The sequence below is a fragment of the Pantoea sp. C8B4 genome (assembly GCF_051336905.1).
GTDB classification, from domain to species: Bacteria; Pseudomonadota; Gammaproteobacteria; order Enterobacterales; family Enterobacteriaceae; genus Pantoea; species Pantoea rwandensis_B.
In genome coordinates this window covers 13,112-32,069 of record NZ_JBGMNK010000016.1, presented here as the reverse complement: position 1 = coordinate 32,069, position 18,958 = coordinate 13,112, and the positions used below count along the sequence as shown (strand labels likewise).

General features: G+C 55.8%; 18 protein-coding genes. 14 read left to right on the top strand and 4 right to left on the bottom strand.

Annotation, left to right across the window (positions count from 1 at the left end; all coding sequences use genetic code 11):
• Window positions 1-249 precede the first annotated feature (249 nt).
• Window positions 250-1,317, bottom strand: a complete 1,068-nt coding sequence (locus ACCW76_RS17330) for a LacI family DNA-binding transcriptional regulator (RefSeq protein ID WP_200538947.1) — start codon at window positions 1,315-1,317, stop codon at window positions 250-252.
• 196 nt (window positions 1,318-1,513) lie between these two features.
• On the opposite strand from ACCW76_RS17330, the gene ACCW76_RS17325 reads away from it, so the two are divergent.
• The 4 genes from ACCW76_RS17325 to idi all read left to right on the top strand — a co-directional run bounded on the left by ACCW76_RS17325 (window position 1,514) and on the right by idi (window position 6,299).
• On the top strand, window positions 1,514-2,683 hold the full coding sequence (locus ACCW76_RS17325) for a Gfo/Idh/MocA family protein (protein WP_436339442.1): 1,170 nt from the start codon (window positions 1,514-1,516) through the stop codon (window positions 2,681-2,683).
• Window positions 2,684-2,693: 10 nt separating this feature from the next.
• Window positions 2,694-3,758 (top strand): Gfo/Idh/MocA family protein, encoded by a 1,065-nt coding sequence (locus tag ACCW76_RS17320; RefSeq protein WP_045816660.1) that lies wholly within the window; start codon window positions 2,694-2,696, stop codon window positions 3,756-3,758.
• A 104-nt stretch (window positions 3,759-3,862) separates the two neighbouring features.
• Window positions 3,863-5,425, top strand: coding sequence for an MFS transporter (locus ACCW76_RS17315; RefSeq protein WP_436339440.1), 1,563 nt, complete (start codon window positions 3,863-3,865; stop codon window positions 5,423-5,425).
• 340 nt (window positions 5,426-5,765) lie between these two features.
• Entirely contained in the window at window positions 5,766-6,299 is a 534-nt protein-coding gene (gene idi, locus ACCW76_RS17310) for an isopentenyl-diphosphate Delta-isomerase (RefSeq protein ID WP_038648030.1), read from the top strand.
• Window positions 6,300-6,327: 28 nt separating this feature from the next.
• Here the strand turns inward: idi and ACCW76_RS17305 are convergent, their stop codons facing one another.
• The gene (locus ACCW76_RS17305) at window positions 6,328-7,794 is read right to left on the bottom strand and encodes an MFS transporter (RefSeq protein ID WP_038648028.1); all 1,467 of its coding nucleotides are present in this window, start codon (window positions 7,792-7,794) and stop codon (window positions 6,328-6,330) included.
• Between the two features lie 218 nt (window positions 7,795-8,012).
• Here ACCW76_RS17305 and osmF point away from each other — a divergent pair, with 218 nt between their 5' ends.
• The 4 genes from osmF (at window position 8,013) to ACCW76_RS17285 (ending at window position 11,747) form a co-directional block, all read left to right on the top strand.
• Window positions 8,013-8,921: a glycine betaine ABC transporter substrate-binding protein OsmF gene (osmF, locus tag ACCW76_RS17300; protein WP_045834061.1), complete on the top strand. Its 909-nt coding sequence runs from the start codon at window positions 8,013-8,015 to the stop codon at window positions 8,919-8,921.
• A gap of 75 nt (window positions 8,922-8,996) precedes the next feature.
• Complete coding sequence (locus tag ACCW76_RS17295) at window positions 8,997-10,088, top strand: ABC transporter permease (protein ID WP_436339498.1); 1,092 nt, start codon at window positions 8,997-8,999, stop codon at window positions 10,086-10,088.
• Window positions 10,081-11,016 (top strand): ABC transporter ATP-binding protein, encoded by a 936-nt coding sequence (locus ACCW76_RS17290; protein ID WP_038648020.1) that lies wholly within the window; start codon window positions 10,081-10,083, stop codon window positions 11,014-11,016. Before ACCW76_RS17295 ends, ACCW76_RS17290 begins: the two co-directional genes overlap by 8 nt.
• Window positions 11,016-11,747, top strand: coding sequence for an ABC transporter permease (locus tag ACCW76_RS17285; RefSeq protein ID WP_045816657.1), 732 nt, complete (start codon window positions 11,016-11,018; stop codon window positions 11,745-11,747). The genes ACCW76_RS17290 and ACCW76_RS17285 overlap by 1 nt, the downstream gene beginning before the upstream one ends.
• Window positions 11,748-11,918: 171 nt before the next feature.
• Here ACCW76_RS17285 and ACCW76_RS17280 read toward each other — a convergent pair whose 3' ends face one another.
• Window positions 11,919-12,653 (bottom strand): MerR family transcriptional regulator, encoded by a 735-nt coding sequence (locus ACCW76_RS17280; RefSeq protein ID WP_436339497.1) that lies wholly within the window; start codon window positions 12,651-12,653, stop codon window positions 11,919-11,921.
• A gap of 151 nt (window positions 12,654-12,804) precedes the next feature.
• Here ACCW76_RS17280 and ACCW76_RS17275 point away from each other — a divergent pair, with 151 nt between their 5' ends.
• Window positions 12,805-13,368, top strand: coding sequence for a helix-turn-helix domain-containing protein (locus tag ACCW76_RS17275; RefSeq protein ID WP_436339439.1), 564 nt, complete (start codon window positions 12,805-12,807; stop codon window positions 13,366-13,368).
• The gene (locus ACCW76_RS17270) at window positions 13,365-13,883 is read left to right on the top strand and encodes an N-acetyltransferase family protein (RefSeq protein WP_436339437.1); all 519 of its coding nucleotides are present in this window, start codon (window positions 13,365-13,367) and stop codon (window positions 13,881-13,883) included. Before ACCW76_RS17275 ends, ACCW76_RS17270 begins: the two co-directional genes overlap by 4 nt.
• 10 nt (window positions 13,884-13,893) lie before the next feature.
• Here ACCW76_RS17270 and ACCW76_RS17265 read toward each other — a convergent pair whose 3' ends face one another.
• Complete coding sequence (locus tag ACCW76_RS17265; RefSeq protein ID WP_166933127.1) at window positions 13,894-14,865, bottom strand: LysR family transcriptional regulator; 972 nt, start codon at window positions 14,863-14,865, stop codon at window positions 13,894-13,896.
• A 157-nt stretch (window positions 14,866-15,022) separates the two neighbouring features.
• Here ACCW76_RS17265 and argH point away from each other — a divergent pair, with 157 nt between their 5' ends.
• From argH to ACCW76_RS17245, 4 genes are read left to right on the top strand one after another with little or no spacing between them, the layout of a single operon-like run.
• Window positions 15,023-16,450 carry an argininosuccinate lyase gene (gene argH, locus ACCW76_RS17260; protein WP_200538959.1) on the top strand — a complete coding sequence of 476 codons (1,428 nt, stop codon included), beginning with the start codon at window positions 15,023-15,025 and terminating at the stop codon, window positions 16,448-16,450.
• 10 nt (window positions 16,451-16,460) lie between these two features.
• A complete protein-coding gene (locus tag ACCW76_RS17255) occupies window positions 16,461-17,339 on the top strand; it encodes an amino acid ABC transporter permease (protein ID WP_045816652.1) in 879 nt (292 codons plus the stop codon).
• A gap of 13 nt (window positions 17,340-17,352) precedes the next feature.
• On the top strand, window positions 17,353-18,117 hold the full coding sequence (locus ACCW76_RS17250) for an amino acid ABC transporter ATP-binding protein (protein WP_038648005.1): 765 nt from the start codon (window positions 17,353-17,355) through the stop codon (window positions 18,115-18,117).
• A gap of 19 nt (window positions 18,118-18,136) precedes the next feature.
• Window positions 18,137-18,958 carry an ABC transporter substrate-binding protein gene (locus tag ACCW76_RS17245; RefSeq protein WP_436339434.1) on the top strand — a complete coding sequence of 274 codons (822 nt, stop codon included), beginning with the start codon at window positions 18,137-18,139 and terminating at the stop codon, window positions 18,956-18,958.

The window sequence follows — 18,958 nt, the reverse complement described above, 5'->3', positions numbered from 1 at the left end:
CCCAGCCTTTCGACCGCATCCATGCGGTCTCTCCTGGCAGACTCACTCTGTTCGGCGCTGCGGATTGCCTGCCCCTGCGCGACACCAGCTTGCTTCTGAACTTTTGTGTTGCTTATTAGAAAAGGCTATGTGTTTCAGGCTTGAATGGATTGGTGACTCAAAGGGTTATTTCAGCGCCGAGGATTTGACGTTGGGTTTGGGTGCGCAGGCACGATGTTCTTATTACGTTCGTTTTTGGTTTGGGGCATCTCACGGAAACGCGTTACGGATCTCCTCACGCGCGGCATGGCGAGTGGCATTCGCCACCGTACCGCGATCCACCAGTTTCCCCTGCAATAGCAGATTGTAAATCGACGACTGCGGACGATTGAGGCGGTTCTGGATCAGTTGGATCGCCTCATAACCCAGCTCGCGACACGGCACCGCAAAACCGGTGATGGGCATCTCTGGCGATCCTTCCAGCCGGCTGGCTAAATCTGTCGTCATCAGTGAAATATCTTCGGGAATGCGCAAGCCGCGTGACAGCAGTGCATTCTGCACGCCAGTAATAATGCCTTTGCCGCCGGGCAAAATCACATCAGGCCACTGATCGCGTGGGTGTGTATCCAGCCAGTGATTCAGTGCGATCTCGGTGTCCTGCGAGGAGTAAGCTTCGATGACAATCAAATCCTGCTGCGCATTAAACGGCATATGAAAATGGCGGTAAGCGTCTTTGATCCCTTCCAGACGCAAAAACAGCGTCTCACGCCGCAGACAGGTGACGGTCAACACCCGGCGGTGGCCTTGCTCAAACAGATGCTGCATAGCGCTGAAACCAATCGCCCGGTGATCGGGGGACACCGCATCCAGCCGCATATCTTTATCACGAGAGTTAATCAGCACACAGGGTTTGCCGAGTGATGCCGCCAGGCTAAAGATCGCTTGATCGTCGGTACCGATAATGATGATGGCGCTGATGTTTTTCGCACTCGCCCTCTCCAGAAACAGCTTCACATCGGCGCGCTGCTCTTCCAGCGGGCAATAGCTGATATGCACATCATGCGATGCGCATGCCTCGGCTATCCCGCGCGTCACCTCATGATAAAAGTGATCGCCGCGTGGCGTGAAGGTGCGTCCCGGCGCAAACACCACAATGTCATTGATCAGCAGACGACCACTCACCATTTCCTGCAAAACGCCCAGTCGACGGGCGCAGTCGACAATCGCCTCACGCGCCTTATCACTGGTGTAGGATTTTCCGCTCAGCACGCGTGAAACGGTACTGACCGAGTAGCCCGTAATTGCTGAAATTTCGTCCATCCTGAGCTTGCCGGCCATAGTGTGATCCCCATCCCAATCATTTTTTGCAAGTTTTTGCAGACGCAGTGGACTGATATTAAGACGGTTTTACATTTGGTTCACAAACTCCTGCATCGCTCTGCGAGCATTCTCACAAAAACAGATTGTCCGGCTGGCAGCGCTTTTTTATGTTCCTCGCAGACACCTCAACAGCGGCCATGAGCGGAGAATCACCATGTTAAAAATTGCCATAGTGGGCATGGGCAACATCGCCAATTCACATATCCAGGCGTTTCTGCAGTTTCCAGAGCGCGGCAAAATTGTCGCGGTGGTGGATATGTATCCCGAAAAAGCGCGGGAGAAATTGCAGCGCTACGGCCTGCACGATGTCAGGGTTTACCACGATCACCGTGAGATGCTGGCCGAGGGCGCGGATATCGACGTGGTCGATGTCTGTACGCCGCCTTATGTGCATGCGGAAAACACTATTGCAGCCCTGCAGGCGGGCAAGCATGTGCTGTGCGAAAAACCGATGGCGGCTTCGCTGGAAGAGTGTGATGCGATGATTGCCGCGCAAAAAGCCAGCGGCAAAATTCTGTCAGTGGTGGCGCAGAACCGTTTCACTGATGCGTTCTGGCAGTTGAAAGCCGCGGTGGATTCGGGGCTGGCAGGCAAAATATGCCACGCGCAGATCGATTCATTCTGGTGGCGTGGCCATTCGTACTATGACCTGTGGTGGCGCGGCACCTGGGAAAAAGAGGGCGGCGGCTGCACGCTTAACCATGCGGTTCATCACATTGATGCCATGCAGTGGATGCTCGGTGCGCCCAGTGAACTGGTGGCGATGATCGGCAACGTGGCACATGACAACGCCGAAGTGGAAGACCTCAGCGCCGCGATTTTCCGCTACCCCAACGGCACGCTGGCGCAGTTGACCGCTTCCGTTGTGCATCACGGTGAAGATCAGAAAATCGTGCTGCAGGGAGAGAACGCGCGCCTGTCGGCTCCGTGGAAAGCGGTCGCCATGCAGGCAGCGGAGAACGGTTTCCCGGAAAAAGAGAACAATCTGGCGCTGGAGCGCGAGCTGGACCGCCTGCATGCCAGCACCGCACCTCTCACATGGACGCTGCACGCTGGACAGGTCGATGACTTCTTCTCGGCGATTGAGCAGCAGCGTGCACCGCTGATTGATGGCGAGCAGGGCAAACGCTCGCTGGAACTGATTACCGCCATCTACAAATCGGCTATCACCAAAAGCACCGTCTCGCTACCTATCCCTAAAGATGATGCCTTTTATCGCACCGGCGGGCTGATCGCCCATGCACCGCACTTCTATGAAAAACAGGCTTCGGTCGACAACTTCGCCGATGTCGATGACATCCCATTGGGCAAAAACTTTGCGTGAGGAAACAACCATGAATAAGCAGGATGGCATGAACTACGCGCCGAAAGGCAAACCGCAGCCGGTGGTGCAGCCGGGGGAATTTATCATTGCGGCGGCCGGGCTGGATCACGGCCACATTTACGGCATGTGCAATGGCCTGACCGAAGCCGGAGCCACGCTGAAGTGGGTATTTGATCCCGATGCCGCCAAAGTCGATAAGTTTGTGCAGCAATTCCCGCAGGTGCAGATCGCAGACTCGCTGGAGACCATTTTGGCCGATGCGCAGGTGCAGTTGGTGGCAGGCGCGGCGATTCCGTCAGAACGCTGTGCACTGGGGCTGAAAGTGATGGCGGCGGGCAAGGATTACTTCACGGATAAAGCCCCGCTCACCAGCCTGGAACAGCTGGAAGATGCCAAAGCGATGTGCGCTAAAACCGGGCGCAAATATGCGGTGTATTACAGCGAGCGTCTGCATGTGGAGAGCGCCGTGTTTGCCGGGCAGTTGGTGGAAAAAGGGGCTATCGGCCAGGTGGTGCAAACCCTTGGCACGGGTCCACATCGTGAAGGCACCGGACGGCCCGACTGGTTCTATCAGCGTCGCTATTTTGGCGGCATCCTGTGTGACATCGGCAGCCATCAAATCGAGCAATTCCTCTACTACACCGGCAACAGCGAAGCCACAGTGGTGGCCAGCCAGGTGCGGAATTTCCGCCATCCTCAACATCCGCAATTTGAAGACTTTGGCGATGCGATGCTGGCAGGCGAGAACGGTGCCACCGGTTACTTCCGCTGCGACTGGTTTACGCCGGACGGCTTATCGACCTGGGGCGATGGGCGCATGACGTTGCTCGGCACTGACGGTTACATCGAGATTCGCAAATACACCGATCTCACGCGTGGCGAGCAGGATGTGGTGTATCTGGTGAATAAAGAGGGCGAGTTCCGTTATGCCGTTTCCGGTGAAGTGGGCTTCCCGTTCTTTGGACAGCTGATTAATGACTGCCTGCATCGTACAGAGCACGCCATGACGCAAGCCCATGCCTTTAAGGCGGCGGAACTCTGTGTCAAAGCGCAGATGTTAGCCAATGCGGGATAGCATCCCGGCCCAATAAGTTGATTTCCAATTCTGTTGATAACAACGGCGGCAGGGCATAGCACCTTGCCGCTACTACATACCCTACCAGAACAGGAATCGGATCGATGGTTAAACCTACAGAACGTCGCGTCGGTTATGGCGTCGCAATCGGCTACGGCCTGACGGACTTATTTGGTGGCGGTGCCTTTGCGGTCATTGGCACCTGGCTGCTGTTTTTCTATACCACCTACTGCGGATTATCGGTGTTTGAAGCGGGCTCGATATTTGCCATCGCCCGCGTCATTGACGCGATATTAAGCCCAATCATGGGCTACATTACCGACAACTTCGGTAACACCTGGCTGGGACGTAAGTTTGGCCGCCGTCGTTTCTTCCTGCTGATCTCCTCTCCCTTGATGCTGCTGTATGGCGCACTGTGGGTCACGGATATGGGCTACTGGTACTATCTCGGCACCTATCTCACCATCGAGTTGCTGTCAGCGATGGTGCTGGTGCCGTGGGAAACCTTGTCCTCGGAGATGACCAATCGCTTTAGCGAGCGCACGCGTCTTTCGGGCGTGCGCCTGATGTTCTCGGCGCTCGGCAGCTTCCTCGCTGTTTCGGTGCCGGGCGTCATCATGACTTATACCGGTAAAGATAATGCCATTACCTATACGCTGACCGGCATCATCTTCTCGGTGATTTACTGCGTGGCGGTGTTTATTACCTGGCTGACCACCTGGGAGGCCAAAGACATCCAGCCCGAAGAGGATGTGGCGCAACATTCGGCGCGCCAGGGAAGCCTGAAGGCCCACCTGAAGTATCTGTTTGTCGATTTGGCATCGTCTTTTAAAATCAAAGCCTTTCGCCAGCATCTGCTGATCTATATCTGCTCTTTCACCGCGATGGATGCGTTTCTGGCGGTGTTCACCTATTTCGTAATCTACGGCCTGAAGCAGGATGCCTCACTGGCTTCGCTGCTGCTGAGCAACATGATGTTTATGTCGATTCCCGGCACCTTCATTTTCATGATGCTGCTGGGCCGCTTTAATATGACGCCCTCCAACGCACTACGGATCTCCTACCTGAGTATCGTCGTCATCTTCCTGTTCCTGTTTGCGGTTTATCTGTGGCAATGGCAGGTGCCCACGCTGCTGTTTAGCGCAGTCTTTCTGTTTTTGGGCATCGTGCGCGCCGGGCTGTTTTACATCCCATGGAACATCTACAGCTTTATACCTGATATTGATGAGATGGTGACCTGTAAGCGACGTGAAGGGATATTTGCCGGTGTCATGGTGTTGACGCGCAAAAGTTCGGTGGCCATCGCCATTTTCATGATTGGCATCGTGCTGCAGGAGAGTGGTTTTGTAAAAGGTAACGGCGCGCAACCAGAAAGCGCCATCCATGCGATTGTCGGGTTGATGGTGTTTGTCACCACGGCTCTGCTGGTGGCGAGCTTCTGGCTGACTTTTAAATTCAAACTGACGCAGCGTAGCCATAAGTTGCTGATCAAAGAGGTGGCGCGCCGCAAATTGGGTGGCACGGCGAGAGGTTGCGATGCTGAAACGCGTGTGGTGATTAAAGATCTCACTGGCTATGAATATGATGAAGTGTGGGGCGCAACCCGTCACACAACTGCCCGCGATACGACGATAGAATCCGAGCTAAAACTAAAAGGGCGACCTTAGAACGCATGCCTCCCCATTTGGGATTTTTGCAAATAGGGCTGCCATGTGAGGAATGGCAGCTTTTGCGCGCTTATACCGTTCGAGCTTTTTAAAGATGCGATGACGTGGGATGCAAAGGGGCCGGAATCGCGCTCGCAACCGCAGTTCAGCTGGTGACTACGACAGCTTTATTCTGTTCAGCACCGATCAATATGATTTCTGCCTCCGTCGTCGTTACCGCTTTGTCTGATGACTGCTAAGCTTAAATTTCGCGACTTAAACGCACGGAATGTGCGCGATTTCCTCAGTTTCGGTCTTTGAGGTTGTGTACAATAGCTGAGAATTATCTGAAGGAGTTGTCATGCCCGCCATTGAAGTTATTCTCGTCGACCACCTCGATCGTCCCACCGGCAAGATGGAAAAGCTGGAAGTACATGAGAAAGGATTGCTGCATCGTGCGGTGACGGTCTACGTGTTCAATTCGCGTCATGAACTGCTATTGCAACGTCGTGCTAACGGTAAATATCATTGTGGCGGCCTGTGGAGCAACACCTGTTGTGGACATCCTTATCCGCAGGAATCGACCCGCGATGCGGCTGAACGTCGCTTGCGTGAAGAGATGGGGATGCAACTGGCACTGACCCCGGTGTTCGAGTTGAGCTACAACCTGCCACTTAGCAATGGGCTGACCGAGCACGAGTACGGTCACGTCTTCTTTGCCATTAGTGATGTTGAGCCGAAACTCAATCCGGAAGAAGCGGATGCCTGGTGTTATCGTTCGGTTGAACAGATTCAGCAGGAGATGCAGGATCAGCCCGAACAATTTACGCCCTGGTTCCTGCACACCTTCCCACGCATTCCCCATACGTTCGGCGATTTCCGCCTGACCGCATAAAAAACGCCCCTTGATGGGGCGTTGTTATTTACACAAAGTCTTCCGCATCCACATCGTAGCCTGAGGGTTCCCAGCGAATCGCCAGCAGCGCCAGCAAGCCAATCAACGGGGCAAGGAATATCACCCAGAACACGCCGGTGCCAAAGGCCGCCACCAGCAGTGGGAACAGGAACAGCGACACGGTTGAACTGCCGCGCATCAGCGTCTGGTTAAAACCCACCCCCACGCCGCGCAGTGAAGCCGGATAGCTCAATGAGGCAAAGGTCATGGTGTGCGAACCCGGACCGAACCCCTGACCAAACAGGAACAGCGCCAGCATCGCAATCGCCAATGCCGCTTGTTCACCGCCTTCCGGGCGACCAATCAGCGCTAAACCCAACAGGGCAATGCACTGACAGCTGTAACCCGCCACCGACATCTTCCACGCGCCGAGACGTGGCACCAGACGCACGGCCAGCAAGCCACCGACGAAAGCGAACAGCAAATTCAACGCCAGTGACACCAAAATCGTGGTCAGCATCGATTGCGCAAAGAAGCTGGAAATAATCACCGGCAGGCCAAAAGCCACCGCGTTATAGGCAAACGATGAAGCGATAGAGGTCACGGTGGCCAGAATAGTGCGGCGACGATATACGCCCTGCAGCAGCGCGCCATAGTTACGCCAGCTGGCTTTGCGCACCGGTTTAGCGGGCGTCAGTTCGGCATCATCCGCAACGTGTGCATTGATGTTGTAAGATCGCTGCAGGATCTGCGCGGCGCCGTGCAGATTGCCCTGATTGGCCGCCCATACCGGTGACTCACTCATATAACGGCTGCGAATGGCGATGATCAGCAACGCCGGCACCGCGCCGAAACCAAGAATTAGCCGCCATAACCAATCGGTGTGACTCTCCGGCAGCACCGCATACAGCAGCAGCACCAGCAGATAGGAAATACTGATCGCCGCATACCAGGTGGGACACCACATCGCCACACTGGCGGCCTTATTCCCTTGCCCGCGCAGTTTAGAAAACTCGGCAAGAAACGCCATGGCGACGGGCAAATCGATGCCAACGCCGAGCCCCATCACAAAGCGCGCACCGCCTAACACATATTCGTTAGGGGCAAAGGCGCAGGCGAGGGCGGCAATCACAAAGAAGAACATATCGGCCATAAACACGCGGTAGCGGCCAATTTTATCGGTGAGATAACCGCCAATCAGCGCACCCACAATCGCGCCGAAGGTAATTGCGGAGGCCACCATCCCGGTGCCGGTCGGCGTCAGGTTAAATTCGCGCGTGACATCTTTGATACCAAAGGCCAGTGCGCCGAGATCGTAGGCATCCAGAAACACACCGCCGAGAGCGATGGCCACCACGATGCGCGCATTGCTGCGTGATTCGTTGCTGTTGTTAACGAGATTCGACACGTCAGCCGCGCTGCGTATCCATTTGGTTTCGCCAGTTGGCGCATTCCCTGCCAGCGCGACGTGCGCCGGAGAAGCTAAATCGGACATGATGTTATGTATTTTATTGTAAAGAGTGGGCCTATGAGAATAAGCCTACTGAAACCCAATAAAAATTCCATTTGGTTATATGTCCTGCGAATGGGTTATAAGCAATGTGAATTAAATAGCAGAAAAAGCTCGAACTTAGGCGCTTGACCGCCCCCATCCTGTTTCGCCAGGCTACGCTTGATAGTCACAGACTGAAAACATAAGCAGAGGACAGCGGCATGATTAAGCAGGGTTTATTGGGGATAATCGCACTCGCGATGGGTGTGAGCGCAGCGAATGCCGCCGATCCGGTTAAGGTCGGTTCAAAGATTGATACGGAAGGCTCGCTGTTAGGCAACATTATTCTGCAGGTGCTGGATAAACATGGGGTGAAAACGGTTAACAAGATCCAGCTCGGCACCACGCAGGTCGTGCGCGGAGCCATCACCGCAGGTGAACTGGATATCTACCCGGAATACACCGGTAACGGCGCCTTCTTCTTCAGTGATGAGAAAGATGCGGCCTGGAAAAATGCGCAGCAGGGCTATGAGAAGGTGAAAAAGCTCGATGCGGATAAAAACCATCTGGTGTGGTTAACCCCAGCGCCCGCCAACAACACCTGGACCATTGCGGTGCGCGGCGATGTGGCACAGAAAAATAATCTTAACTCTCTCGACGATCTCAGCGCTTACCTGAAAAAAGGCGGCACCTTCAAGCTGGCGGCGTCGGCGGAATTTATCGAACGCAGCGATGCACTGCCTGCGTTTGAAAAAGCCTACAACTTCAAGCTGGATCAGTCACAGCTGCTGTCTCTGGCGGGCGGTGATACAGCGGTGACCATCAAAGCGGCCGCGCAGCAAACGTCTGGCGTGAATGCCGCGATGGCCTATGGCACCGATGGCCCGGTGGCGGCGCTCGGACTGCAAACCCTGACCGATCCTAAAGGGGTGCAGCCGATCTATGCGCCTGCGCCAGTGATTCGGGAAAGCGTGCTGAAACAGTATCCGGACATCGGCAACTGGTTACAGCCGGTGTTCAGTAAGCTGGATGAGAAAACCCTGCAACAGCTCAATGCGCAGATTGCGGTTGACGGTCAGGATGCCAGCCAGGTGGCGAAGCAGTGGCTACAGCAGAATAAGTTGCTGTAAGCGGTGTCGTTGTTACTGAGACCGCGCCAGCAGCCGGTGCTGCTGGTACTCACGCTGCTGATCACTTGCGCGCTAATGGCTTTGCCGTTACTCAGTTTCGCCGCCAACCGCCTGGTGTCCGGACAGCCGCTGATGTTATGGCAAGTGGCACAATCCTGGTTGTTGCTGCTGCCGTTACTCTGGTTATGGCAAGGATTGTGGTGGAAGCCACGGCGTCGCAATCTGGTGATGGCATTGCTGGACGCTGAGATTCTGTTTGCGCTGCTGATCTTTATTGGCGGGCAGACGGCGGCGCAGCTGGCTAACAATGGCAGCCCGTTGGCACGTACGGCCTTTGGCAGCGGTTTATGGTGTGCGGCGGCGCTGGCGTTATTGCTGGCCGCTGAGGCTATCCGCCAACTCACGGCCAGTACGCCATGGCGTATCCTGCTGAATCTGCAAATCTGGCTGGTGCCGCTGCTGTTATTGCTCAGCGGTCATCTCGACCACCTCTCTCTGATGAAAGAGTATGCGAACCGCACGGCGGTTTTTGATGCCGCCTTTAGCCAGCATCTGCTGTTGCTGGCTGGTACGCTGTTGCCGACGGTATTGATTGGTTTGCCGCTCGGCCTGGTGATTGCCCGGCGATCGCGCTGGCAAAGTGCCGCGTTCAGCGTACTCAACCTGATCCAGACCGTGCCTTCTGTGGCATTGTTTGGTTTGCTGATTGCGCCGCTGGCGGGACTGGTGGCTCACTTCCCGGTACTGGCAAGTTGGGGTATCAGCGGTATTGGTCTGGCTCCGGCGCTGATTGCGCTGGTGCTGTATGCGTTGCTGCCGCTGGTGCGCAGCGTGGTGGCGGGGTTGCAGCAGGTGCCGCAGGAGGTACGTGAAACCGCACGCGGTATGGGCATGAGCGCGTTGCAACAGTTCTGGCACGCCGAACTCCCGCTGGCGCTGCCGGTGTGGCTCTCGGGCTTGCGCGTGGTGGTGGTACAAACCATTGGCCTGGCGGTGGTTGCGGCGCTGATTGGCGCCGGTGGCTTTGGCGCCATTGTTTTTCAGGGATTACTCAGCAGCGCACTGGACTTGGTGTTGCTGGGCGTGATTCCGGTGGTCGCGCTGGCGGTGGTGTTTGATGCCGCATTGCGTTTACTGTCGGCACTGCTGGAGAGAACCGATGATTGAGTTTCACCAGGTAAGCAAAATATTTGCCGGCAAAGCGGCGGTGCGTGATCTCACGTTGCACATTGAGAAGGGCAGTTTCACCGTGCTGATTGGCACGTCCGGTTCAGGCAAATCCACCACGCTCAAAATGATCAATCGGCTGGTGGAACATGACAGCGGCGAAATCCGCTTTGCCGGTGAACCGATTGAACGCATGGATGCGCGCGCGCTGCGGCGGCGCATTGGCTACGCTATTCAGTCGATTGGCTTGTTCCCGCACTGGAACGTGGCAAAGAACATCGCCACCGTGCCGTCACTGCTCGGCTGGCCGCAGGCAAAAATACAACAGCGCGTAGAGGAACTGTTGGCGTTGCTGAATCTGGATACGCATCTGGCGACGCGTTTTCCCCATCAACTCTCCGGGGGGCAGCAGCAGCGGGTTGGCGTGGCGCGCGCCCTGGCGGCCGATCCTGAATTGTTGCTGATGGATGAGCCGTTTGGCGCGCTCGATCCGGTGAACCGGCAGGCGCTGCAACAGGAGATGCTGCGCATTCAGAAGCTGTCAGGACGCACGGTGGTGCTGGTGACGCACGATATCGATGAAGCGCTAACGCTGGCGGATCAACTGGTATTGATGGACGGCGGTGAAATCGTGCAGCAGGGCAAGCCGATTGAACTGCTGACGCAACCGGCCACGGATTTTGCCCGTGAATTCTTTGGCCGCAGCGAGCTAGGCGTACGGTTGCTGGCATTGGGCCGTGCGGGCGGTGCAGCACGGCGCGGTGAGTGGCTGGACGGTGAGCCGATAGCCGCCAGCTTGACGCTGCGTGAGGCGCTATCTCAGTTTATCGCCCGGCGCACCGACAAACTGCCGGTGATCGATCAGCATCAACAGCCGTTGGGTGTATTGCACTTCAGCGATCTATTGCGCCAGCGGGAGGCGATGTGATGCGGTTATGGCGCGATCCCCTTTACTGGCTGCTGGCGACGTTTTTGCTGTTGCTGTGGGGATTGCCGTACAGCGGATCGCTGTTTGCCCACTGGTTCCCGCAGCTGGAACGTCCGTTATATCAGCAGGAGAGCTTCTGGCGGCTGGCCCTCGCGCATCTGTCCCTGGTGGTCAGCGGCAGCGCCCTGGCGATAATTTTTGGCGTAGGCTGTGGGGTTTTCGCCACGCGACGTGCCGGGCGGGCATTCAGACCGTTACTGGAGACGCTGGCGGCAGCAGGGCAGACTTTTCCGCCGGTGGCGGTGCTGGCGATAGCTGTGCCAGTGATGGGATTTGGCGCGACACCTGCCATCATGGCGCTGTTTCTTTATGGGCTGTTGCCGATTTTGCAGGGCACGCTGGCAGGATTAGATAGCGTGCCCGACAGCAACCGGGAAATTGCCGTTGGGCTGGGTATGGGGCCCTGGCGGCGCTTATGGCAGATTGAACTGGCGCTGGCCGCACCGGTGATCATGGCTGGCGTGCGTACATCGGTGATGATCAGCATCGGCACCGCAACCATCGCTTCTACGGTGGGCGCAGAAAGTCTGGGATCGCCGGTGATTATCGGACTGAGCGGCTTTAACACCGCCTATGTCATTCAGGGCGCGCTGTTGGTGGCGCTATTGGCACTGATTTGCGACCGCGTGTTAGAACGCGTGCAACGTCAACTCAGTGGCTGGGAAGGATAAGACTGTAGCCTACCAGCATCATGCCACCCATGCCGCCAATGGCCATTACGGCAAATAGGGTGCCAATGAGAATTTTATTCCAGTTCATAAGGGAAACCTGAGAAAAGTCATGGAGTGCGGCATGATAACGCGCACACCCGGCGAGGCAAAGGCCGTGTGTGCGATTTTTTGTCAGGCGGGATCGTGAATATGGGTGGCAAACCCTTGCGCCTGCCAGTGCTCAAACTGCTCTAACTGGCGTCGTGTTGGTTTTTTACCGGTCCAGATAAACAGATTCTGACCGGGGAACAGTTCAGGACGCGGCATATCCAGCGGCTCGGCTAAGACATCCATGCGCCAACCTTGCTGTGACAAGCGCCAGGCTTCGAGCCAAAGACGGGTACGATCTTCCACGCCCCAGCCAATCATCAAAGCATCTTTGCCGGCCTTTTTTCGGCCGCCAGCGAGACAAAACGCCACGTAATCAATCAGTGCGCCATCTAACAGGCTACACATGGTGCGCGCGGTGTGCTGATCAAGCCCCAGGCGCTGGCGCACTGGCATAAAGACATGATCAATCAGCGCATCCACCGGATGTTCGCGGCCAATGGTGGCAATCTTGGTGCGTAATTTTGCCGGACGAACGTGACGCAACACGCTCATCAGCTCTTCCTGCAGCGCGGTCCAGCCATCGTGCACGTTGACGGTTTGGCCTTCAAGCAGGGATTTAACCTTACCGACAGGCACACCACTCTCAATCCAGCGTTTGATCTCTTCAATACGCTGAACATCTTCATCATCAAATTGGCGGTGACCGCCTTCTGTACGCTGAGGTTTTAGTAAACCGTAACGGCGCTGCCAGGCGCGCAACGTTACCGGGTTGATTCCACAGCGTTCGGCAACATCGCCGATACTGTATAAGGCCATGGCGTCCTCGAAAATTCTGACCTGCATTACAACACCTTAACCGCCTCGTTTGGGTTGTACAACTCTTTTGTTCCTGTACAACTTGACGTTTTGCGCAATATCAGGTCATATCTCATTTGTGAGATTTATTTCCCATATATGAGAGGTGAACATGTCTGTACCGGATACCGAAGATCGACTGGCCGCACGTTTAGCCGAATTGCGTGTGCAACGTGGCTGGTCACTGGACGAACTGGCGATGGCTACCGGCATCAGCCGGGCTTCATTGTCGCGCATTGAACGGGCGGAGACCAGCCCCACAGCCGCTTTGCTTAACCGACTGTGCGTTGCCTATGGCTTGACCATGTCACGCCTGCTGAGTGAAGTGGAAGAGGAGGCGGCGCTGCTACTCAAGGTTAGCGATCAAACGGTGTGGCGTGATGATGCCAGCGGGTATCAGCGCCGCAGCGTCTCGCCACCGGCCAGCCACTTCAAAGCGGAAATGGTGGAAGGCGTGCTGCGTCCCGGCGCGCGCATCGATTATGACGCACCTCCGGTACAGGGGCTGGAACAGCATATCTGGCTGCAATCCGGCGAGCTGACGTTCACCATGGACGATCAACGCTGGACGCTGCAGGCGGGGGATTGCCTGCGTTTTCATCTCACCAGCAAATCATCATTTCAGGCGCACCCGGAAGGCGGCGCACGTTACATTTTGGTGGTGTGCAAACCATGACTGAAATTGAACAGTTAAGTGCCACTCAGGCACAGCCCCTGCTGGCTGCGCTGACCGAGGTGTTACACGGTTGCGTGGCTGACGGGGCCAGCGTCGGTTTTATTGATGCCGATGATCGCGCAGCGATGGAACGCTTCTGGCAGGATAAAATCTACAGCCTGGCAAGCGGCGATAATCAGCTGCTCGTGGCGTGGCTGCAGGGTGTGATTGTCGCGACGGTGATGGTCGGGTTTAGCGCCATGCCGAATGGGCGTCATCGTGCGGAGATCAGTAAATTGCTGGTGCATCCCCGTGCCCGGCGTCAGGGAATTGCGCGTCGTCTGATGCAGCAGGCTGAGCAATTAGCGGTTGAGCAGGGCAAAACACTGCTGGTGCTGGATACGCGCAGCGGCGATGTGGCCACGGATCTCTACTTATCGATGGACTGGCAAATCGCGGGTTCCATTCCGTTGTATGCCGAATCGACGGAAGGGGCGTTAGATGCCACCACGGTGATGTATAAAGTGGTGGGGTGATTGCACCAACTTAGTGCACCTCTTCGGCCTCTGCCAGGCCCAGTGATTGCATAAACAGCCGGATAATCGGATTAATTTTCCGGCCTTTTTTCATCATCAGGCAGAACGGATTTTCCCGGCGCACCGATTCATCACCCAACTCACAAAGCTGCCCCCGCGCAATAAAGGGCGCGGCATAGTGTTCGGGTAAATAACCAATAAAGTGCCCGGTTAAAATCAGCATGGCGACGGATTCCACTTGCACCGCCTGCGCACCGCTGTCCTGTAATGGAATGAGGCGACGGTCATCGCGCGGCGTGACATATAAATGATTAATGATTTTCTGCTCACGTAATATTTCCACCGATATATTCTTATCACAAGATCCAGAATATAAAGGATGTGACATGGAGCAATATAATTTCGAATATTCTTTATAAAGCGGGAAGTAATCAAAATCACTTTTCATTTCATAAACCGGCGCAATGCCACAATGAAAACGACCTTCACTCATGCCCCGTTCAATATCATCTAATTGCGCAGTCTGTAAGCGAATCTGCACCTTTGGTGCTTTCTGGTGCAACTGTTGCACCGCCGCAGTGACCGGTGAATGCGGATCAGAAATGGTGTTGTCCACCACACAGATGGCGATGTCACCCAGCAACTCATTGCGGCTGTTGTGCAGACGTTCGCGGAACAGATTCAGGGAGACGAACAGCTCCAGCGTGGCCTGATAGACATTAATGCCGTACTGCGTCAGTTCAAAGCCTTCGCGTCCACGGCTGCATAACGTCATGCCGAGACGAATCTCCAGATCGGAAACCTGCTTGCTGATGGCGGCTAAACCAATATTCAGTTCGTTGCTGGCAGCGGTTAATCCTCCGGCTTCCACCACGCATTTAAATACGCGAAGCAATTTTAAGTCGATATTACTCAGTGCCAGAACCGCATTATCGCCGCGATTATTTGCATTGTTTCCAGACTGGGAAACTTTACTTTCCATCTTTGCTATTCAACTCCGGAATAATTGCGGTGAAAGTACAGTGAACCTGAAATATGACGTATTTACCAGTGTGAGTGTGAAATAAGTTTTTATTATCACGGCTGGTTTATTCATATCTTTTCCATATCGCTGACGAGTATCTGTAAGGGGAAATAGCATGTCTGATAATGCCGAACTGTTATGGGGCGCGCGTTTTAAAGCGGCACCGGCGGCCAGTTTAACCGCGCTGTCGCGCAGCCCGGATTATTACTTTGCCCTGGCACCTTACGATTTAGCAGGCTGCCGGGCACATGCCCGTGAACTGGCACGCGGCGATCTGCTGAGCAGTGAAGAACTCAATACCATGCTGGCAGCGATTGACGCGCTGGATGCTGATTATCGTGCGGGCAATCTGCACCCGATTGCTGCTGATGAAGATGTCCACACGTTCATTGAACGCGCACTGACCGAGCGCTTAGGACCACTGGGCGGCAAACTGCGCGCCGGTCGCTCTCGTAACGATCAGACGGTCAACGATTTGCGTCTCTACCTGCGTGATAACGGCCGCAAAGTGGTCAGCGCTTTACTGGCACTGCAGCAATCTCTGGTTGAGCAAGCGGCACTGCACACCGAAAGCGTGGCGCCGGGCTTCACCCATTTACAACAGGCACAGCCGATTGTGTTTGGTCACCAACTGCTGGCTCATGCGCAATCTTTTGCCCGCGATATTGAGCGTATGCAGGACTGGGATCGCCGCAGCGCGCGCTGCCCACTCGGTGCCGCAGCGATGGCAGGATCGGCAATTGCGCGCCAGCCGGAAAAAGCCGCAGAAGATCTGGCTTATCTGGCACCGTGTGAGAACTCGATCGATGCCGTTGCCAGCCGCGATTACGCCGCAGAATTCCTGTTCGTCACCAGCATGATCGGTATCAACCTGTCTCGCCTGTGCGAAGAAGTGTGCATGTGGGCGTCGCGCCAGTTCCGCTGGGTGGAATTGCATGACAGCTATGCCACGGGTAGCTCAATCATGCCGCAGAAGAAAAACCCGGACATTGCCGAACTGACGCGCGGTCGTTCAGGACGTCTGGTCGGCAATCTGATGGCGTTGCTCACCACCATGAAAGCCATGCCGCTCTCCTATAACCGCGACCTCAGTGATGACAAGCGCAACGTGATCGATGCTGTGGACACGCTGCTGCTGGTGCTGCCTGCCATGGCGGGCATGATGTCGACGCTGAAATTCAACACCGACGTCATGCGTGAGCAAGCGCCGGATGGTTTCACTTTGGCAACGGAAGTCGCCGACTGGCTGGCGATGCGCGGTGTGCCTTTCCGTGAAGCGCATGAAATCACCGGTCAGCTGGTGCAGCTTTGTGAACGCGAAGATTGCGGTTTGTCCGACCTGAGCGATGCGCAGTTGCAGGCCGTCGACGCGCGTTTAACGCCAGAAGTGCGCAGCGCTTTGACGCTGGAAGCCGCACTGGCGGCACGCAGTGGCTATGGCGGCACAGCACCCGCCCGGGTACGTGAACAGTTAGCGCGTTTGCAAATCCTGATGCAGGACCAGCAGCGCTGGACTGAAGATTACGCTGGCCCGCGCGCCTGAGGAGACGCTGATGTCGCAAACCACCCCGGTTGAACCCAGCCTGAAAAACAGCCGCGAGCAGACGCATTACGATCTGGATCGCTATCAGGTGGTGCCGCGCCGTTATTACGGCCGCATCACTGCCTCGGCGGTGATCCTGGTGCTGCTGGCGTTGCTGGTGAATGCCTTCGCCCACGGCAACATTGAATGGTCGTTTGTCGGCCAGTTCTTTACTGCTCAGGCGATCCTCAACGGCGTGGTGAACACGCTGATTATGTCGGTGCTGGCAATGGGACTCGGCATCCTGTTCGGCGTGATCACCGCGATTATGTATATGTCACCCAATCCGGTGTTGCACTACATCGCCGTGGGCTACGCGTGGATCTTCCGTGGTACGCCGCTGATTTTGCAACTGCTGCTGTGGTTTAACCTCGCGCTGGTGTTTCCCACCATCAGTATTCCCGGCGTGTTCAGCGTGCAAACCGTCACCATCATGACGCCGTTCCTCGCGGCACTGCTGGGTCTGAGCATTAACCAGGGGGCTTACACCTCCGAAGTGGTGCGCGCCGGCTTGCTGTCCGTGGATACCGGCCAATATGAAGCGGCGAAAGCGATTGGCATGCCACGTCTGCAAGCGCTGCAGCGCATTATTCTGCCGCAGGCGATGCGCGTGATTTTGCCGCCAGTGGGCAACGAATTCATCAGCATGATCAAAACCACCAGTCTGGCGAGCATGATCCAGTACTCCGAACTGCTCTACAACACGCAAACCATCTACTTCGCCAATGCGCGCGTGATGGAGCTGCTGTTCGTGGCGGGCATCTGGTACCTGATCATCGTCACCGTGCTGTCGTTTGGTCAAAGTCGCCTTGAGCGCTTCTTCTCACGCGGCCACCGCCAGCGTCAGTAATTGGGAGAGAGAGATGAGAAACATCGTGCGCGCCGTCAAGGTGAACAAATATTTCGACCAGTTCCACGCGCTGAAGGACGTCAGCCTCGAAGTGAATTACGGCGAGGTGATGTGCATCCTCGGGCCATCCGGTTCCGGTAAGAGCACCTTCCTGCGCTGCATCAATCAGCTGGAGAAGGTCGATCAGGGTGGCATTTGGGTCGACAACGAATTAGCGGGCTATCGCATTGCGGGCAACAAACTGCATGCGTTAAGCGATAAGCAGATTGCCCGCCAGCGCCTGCAAACCGGCATGGTGTTCCAGCGTTTTAATCTGTTCCCGCACAAAACCGCGCTGGAGAACATTATCGAAGGGCCGTGCCGTGTCCTGCTGCGTCCGAAGCGTGAAGCAGCCGAAGAGGCAATGGCACTGCTGGATCGCGTTGGTCTGGCACACAAAGCGCACGATTATCCGCAGTCACTGTCTGGCGGGCAGCAGCAGCGTGTGGCGATTGCGCGTGCGCTGGCGATGAAACCGAAACTGATGCTGTTTGACGAACCCACTTCGGCGCTGGATCCGGAGATGGTGGGCGAAGTGCTGGCCGTTATGCGCCAGTTAGCAAAAGAGGGCACCACCATGCTGGTGGTCACTCATGAGATGGGCTTTGCCCGTGAAGTGGCCAATCAGGTGGTGTTTATGGACGAGGGACGCATTATCGAGCAGGGCGCACCAGAAGACATTCTGCTGAACCCGCAAAACCCACGGATGAAAAACTTTATTAACGCGATTCTTCTTTAACGTGACCGGGGTGAAAAACATGAAAAAACTGTTATTGAGTGCCATCAGTGCCGCGCTGTTACTGCAATCTTCTGCCTGGGCGGACATTGCTGTGCCAGCCGCCATCAAAGAGAAAGGCCTGACCGTGGCGATCATGCCGAACTATCCGCCCATGGATTTCAAAGATCCGGCCACCAACCAGCTCACTGGTGTGGATTACGATCTCGGTCAGGCGATCGGTGAGAAGCTGGGTGTGAAGATCAACTGGCAGGAGATCGCCTTTGAGCAGATGGTGAACGCCGTGGTGACCAAGCGTGTCGATTTGGTGATGTCCGGTATGACCGACACCAAAGAACGCCAGAAGGTGGTTAACTTCATCGATTACTTCAAAACCGGCCCGCAGTTCTACACCCAGGCCGCGCGTAGCGACATCAACAGCGCCATGGATCTGTGCGGCAAGAAAGTCGGCACCAGCCGTCGTACCACTTTCCCGGTAGAGATTGCCAACTGGTCTAAAGCGCACTGCGAAGCAGCCGGCAAGCCAGCGATCATTGTGGTCGGCGCCGAAGGGACGGCCGATGCGCGTACTCAGCTGCGTCAAAACCGTCTGGATGGCGTGGTGCAGGGGAGTGAAACGCTGCCGTACATCATGGATCTTGAGAAAGGCAAATATAAGCCGCTCGATAAAGCCTTCTCCTTCCAGTACACCGGCATGGCAATTGGTAAAGATGCCGGCGAGTTGACCACTGCGGTGCAGGCGGCCATTGACGCGATGATTGCCGATGGCAGCTACCAGAAGATCCTCGCGAAATGGGGTCTGGCCGACAATGGCGTGACTCAGGCGACCGTTAACCAGGGCTAA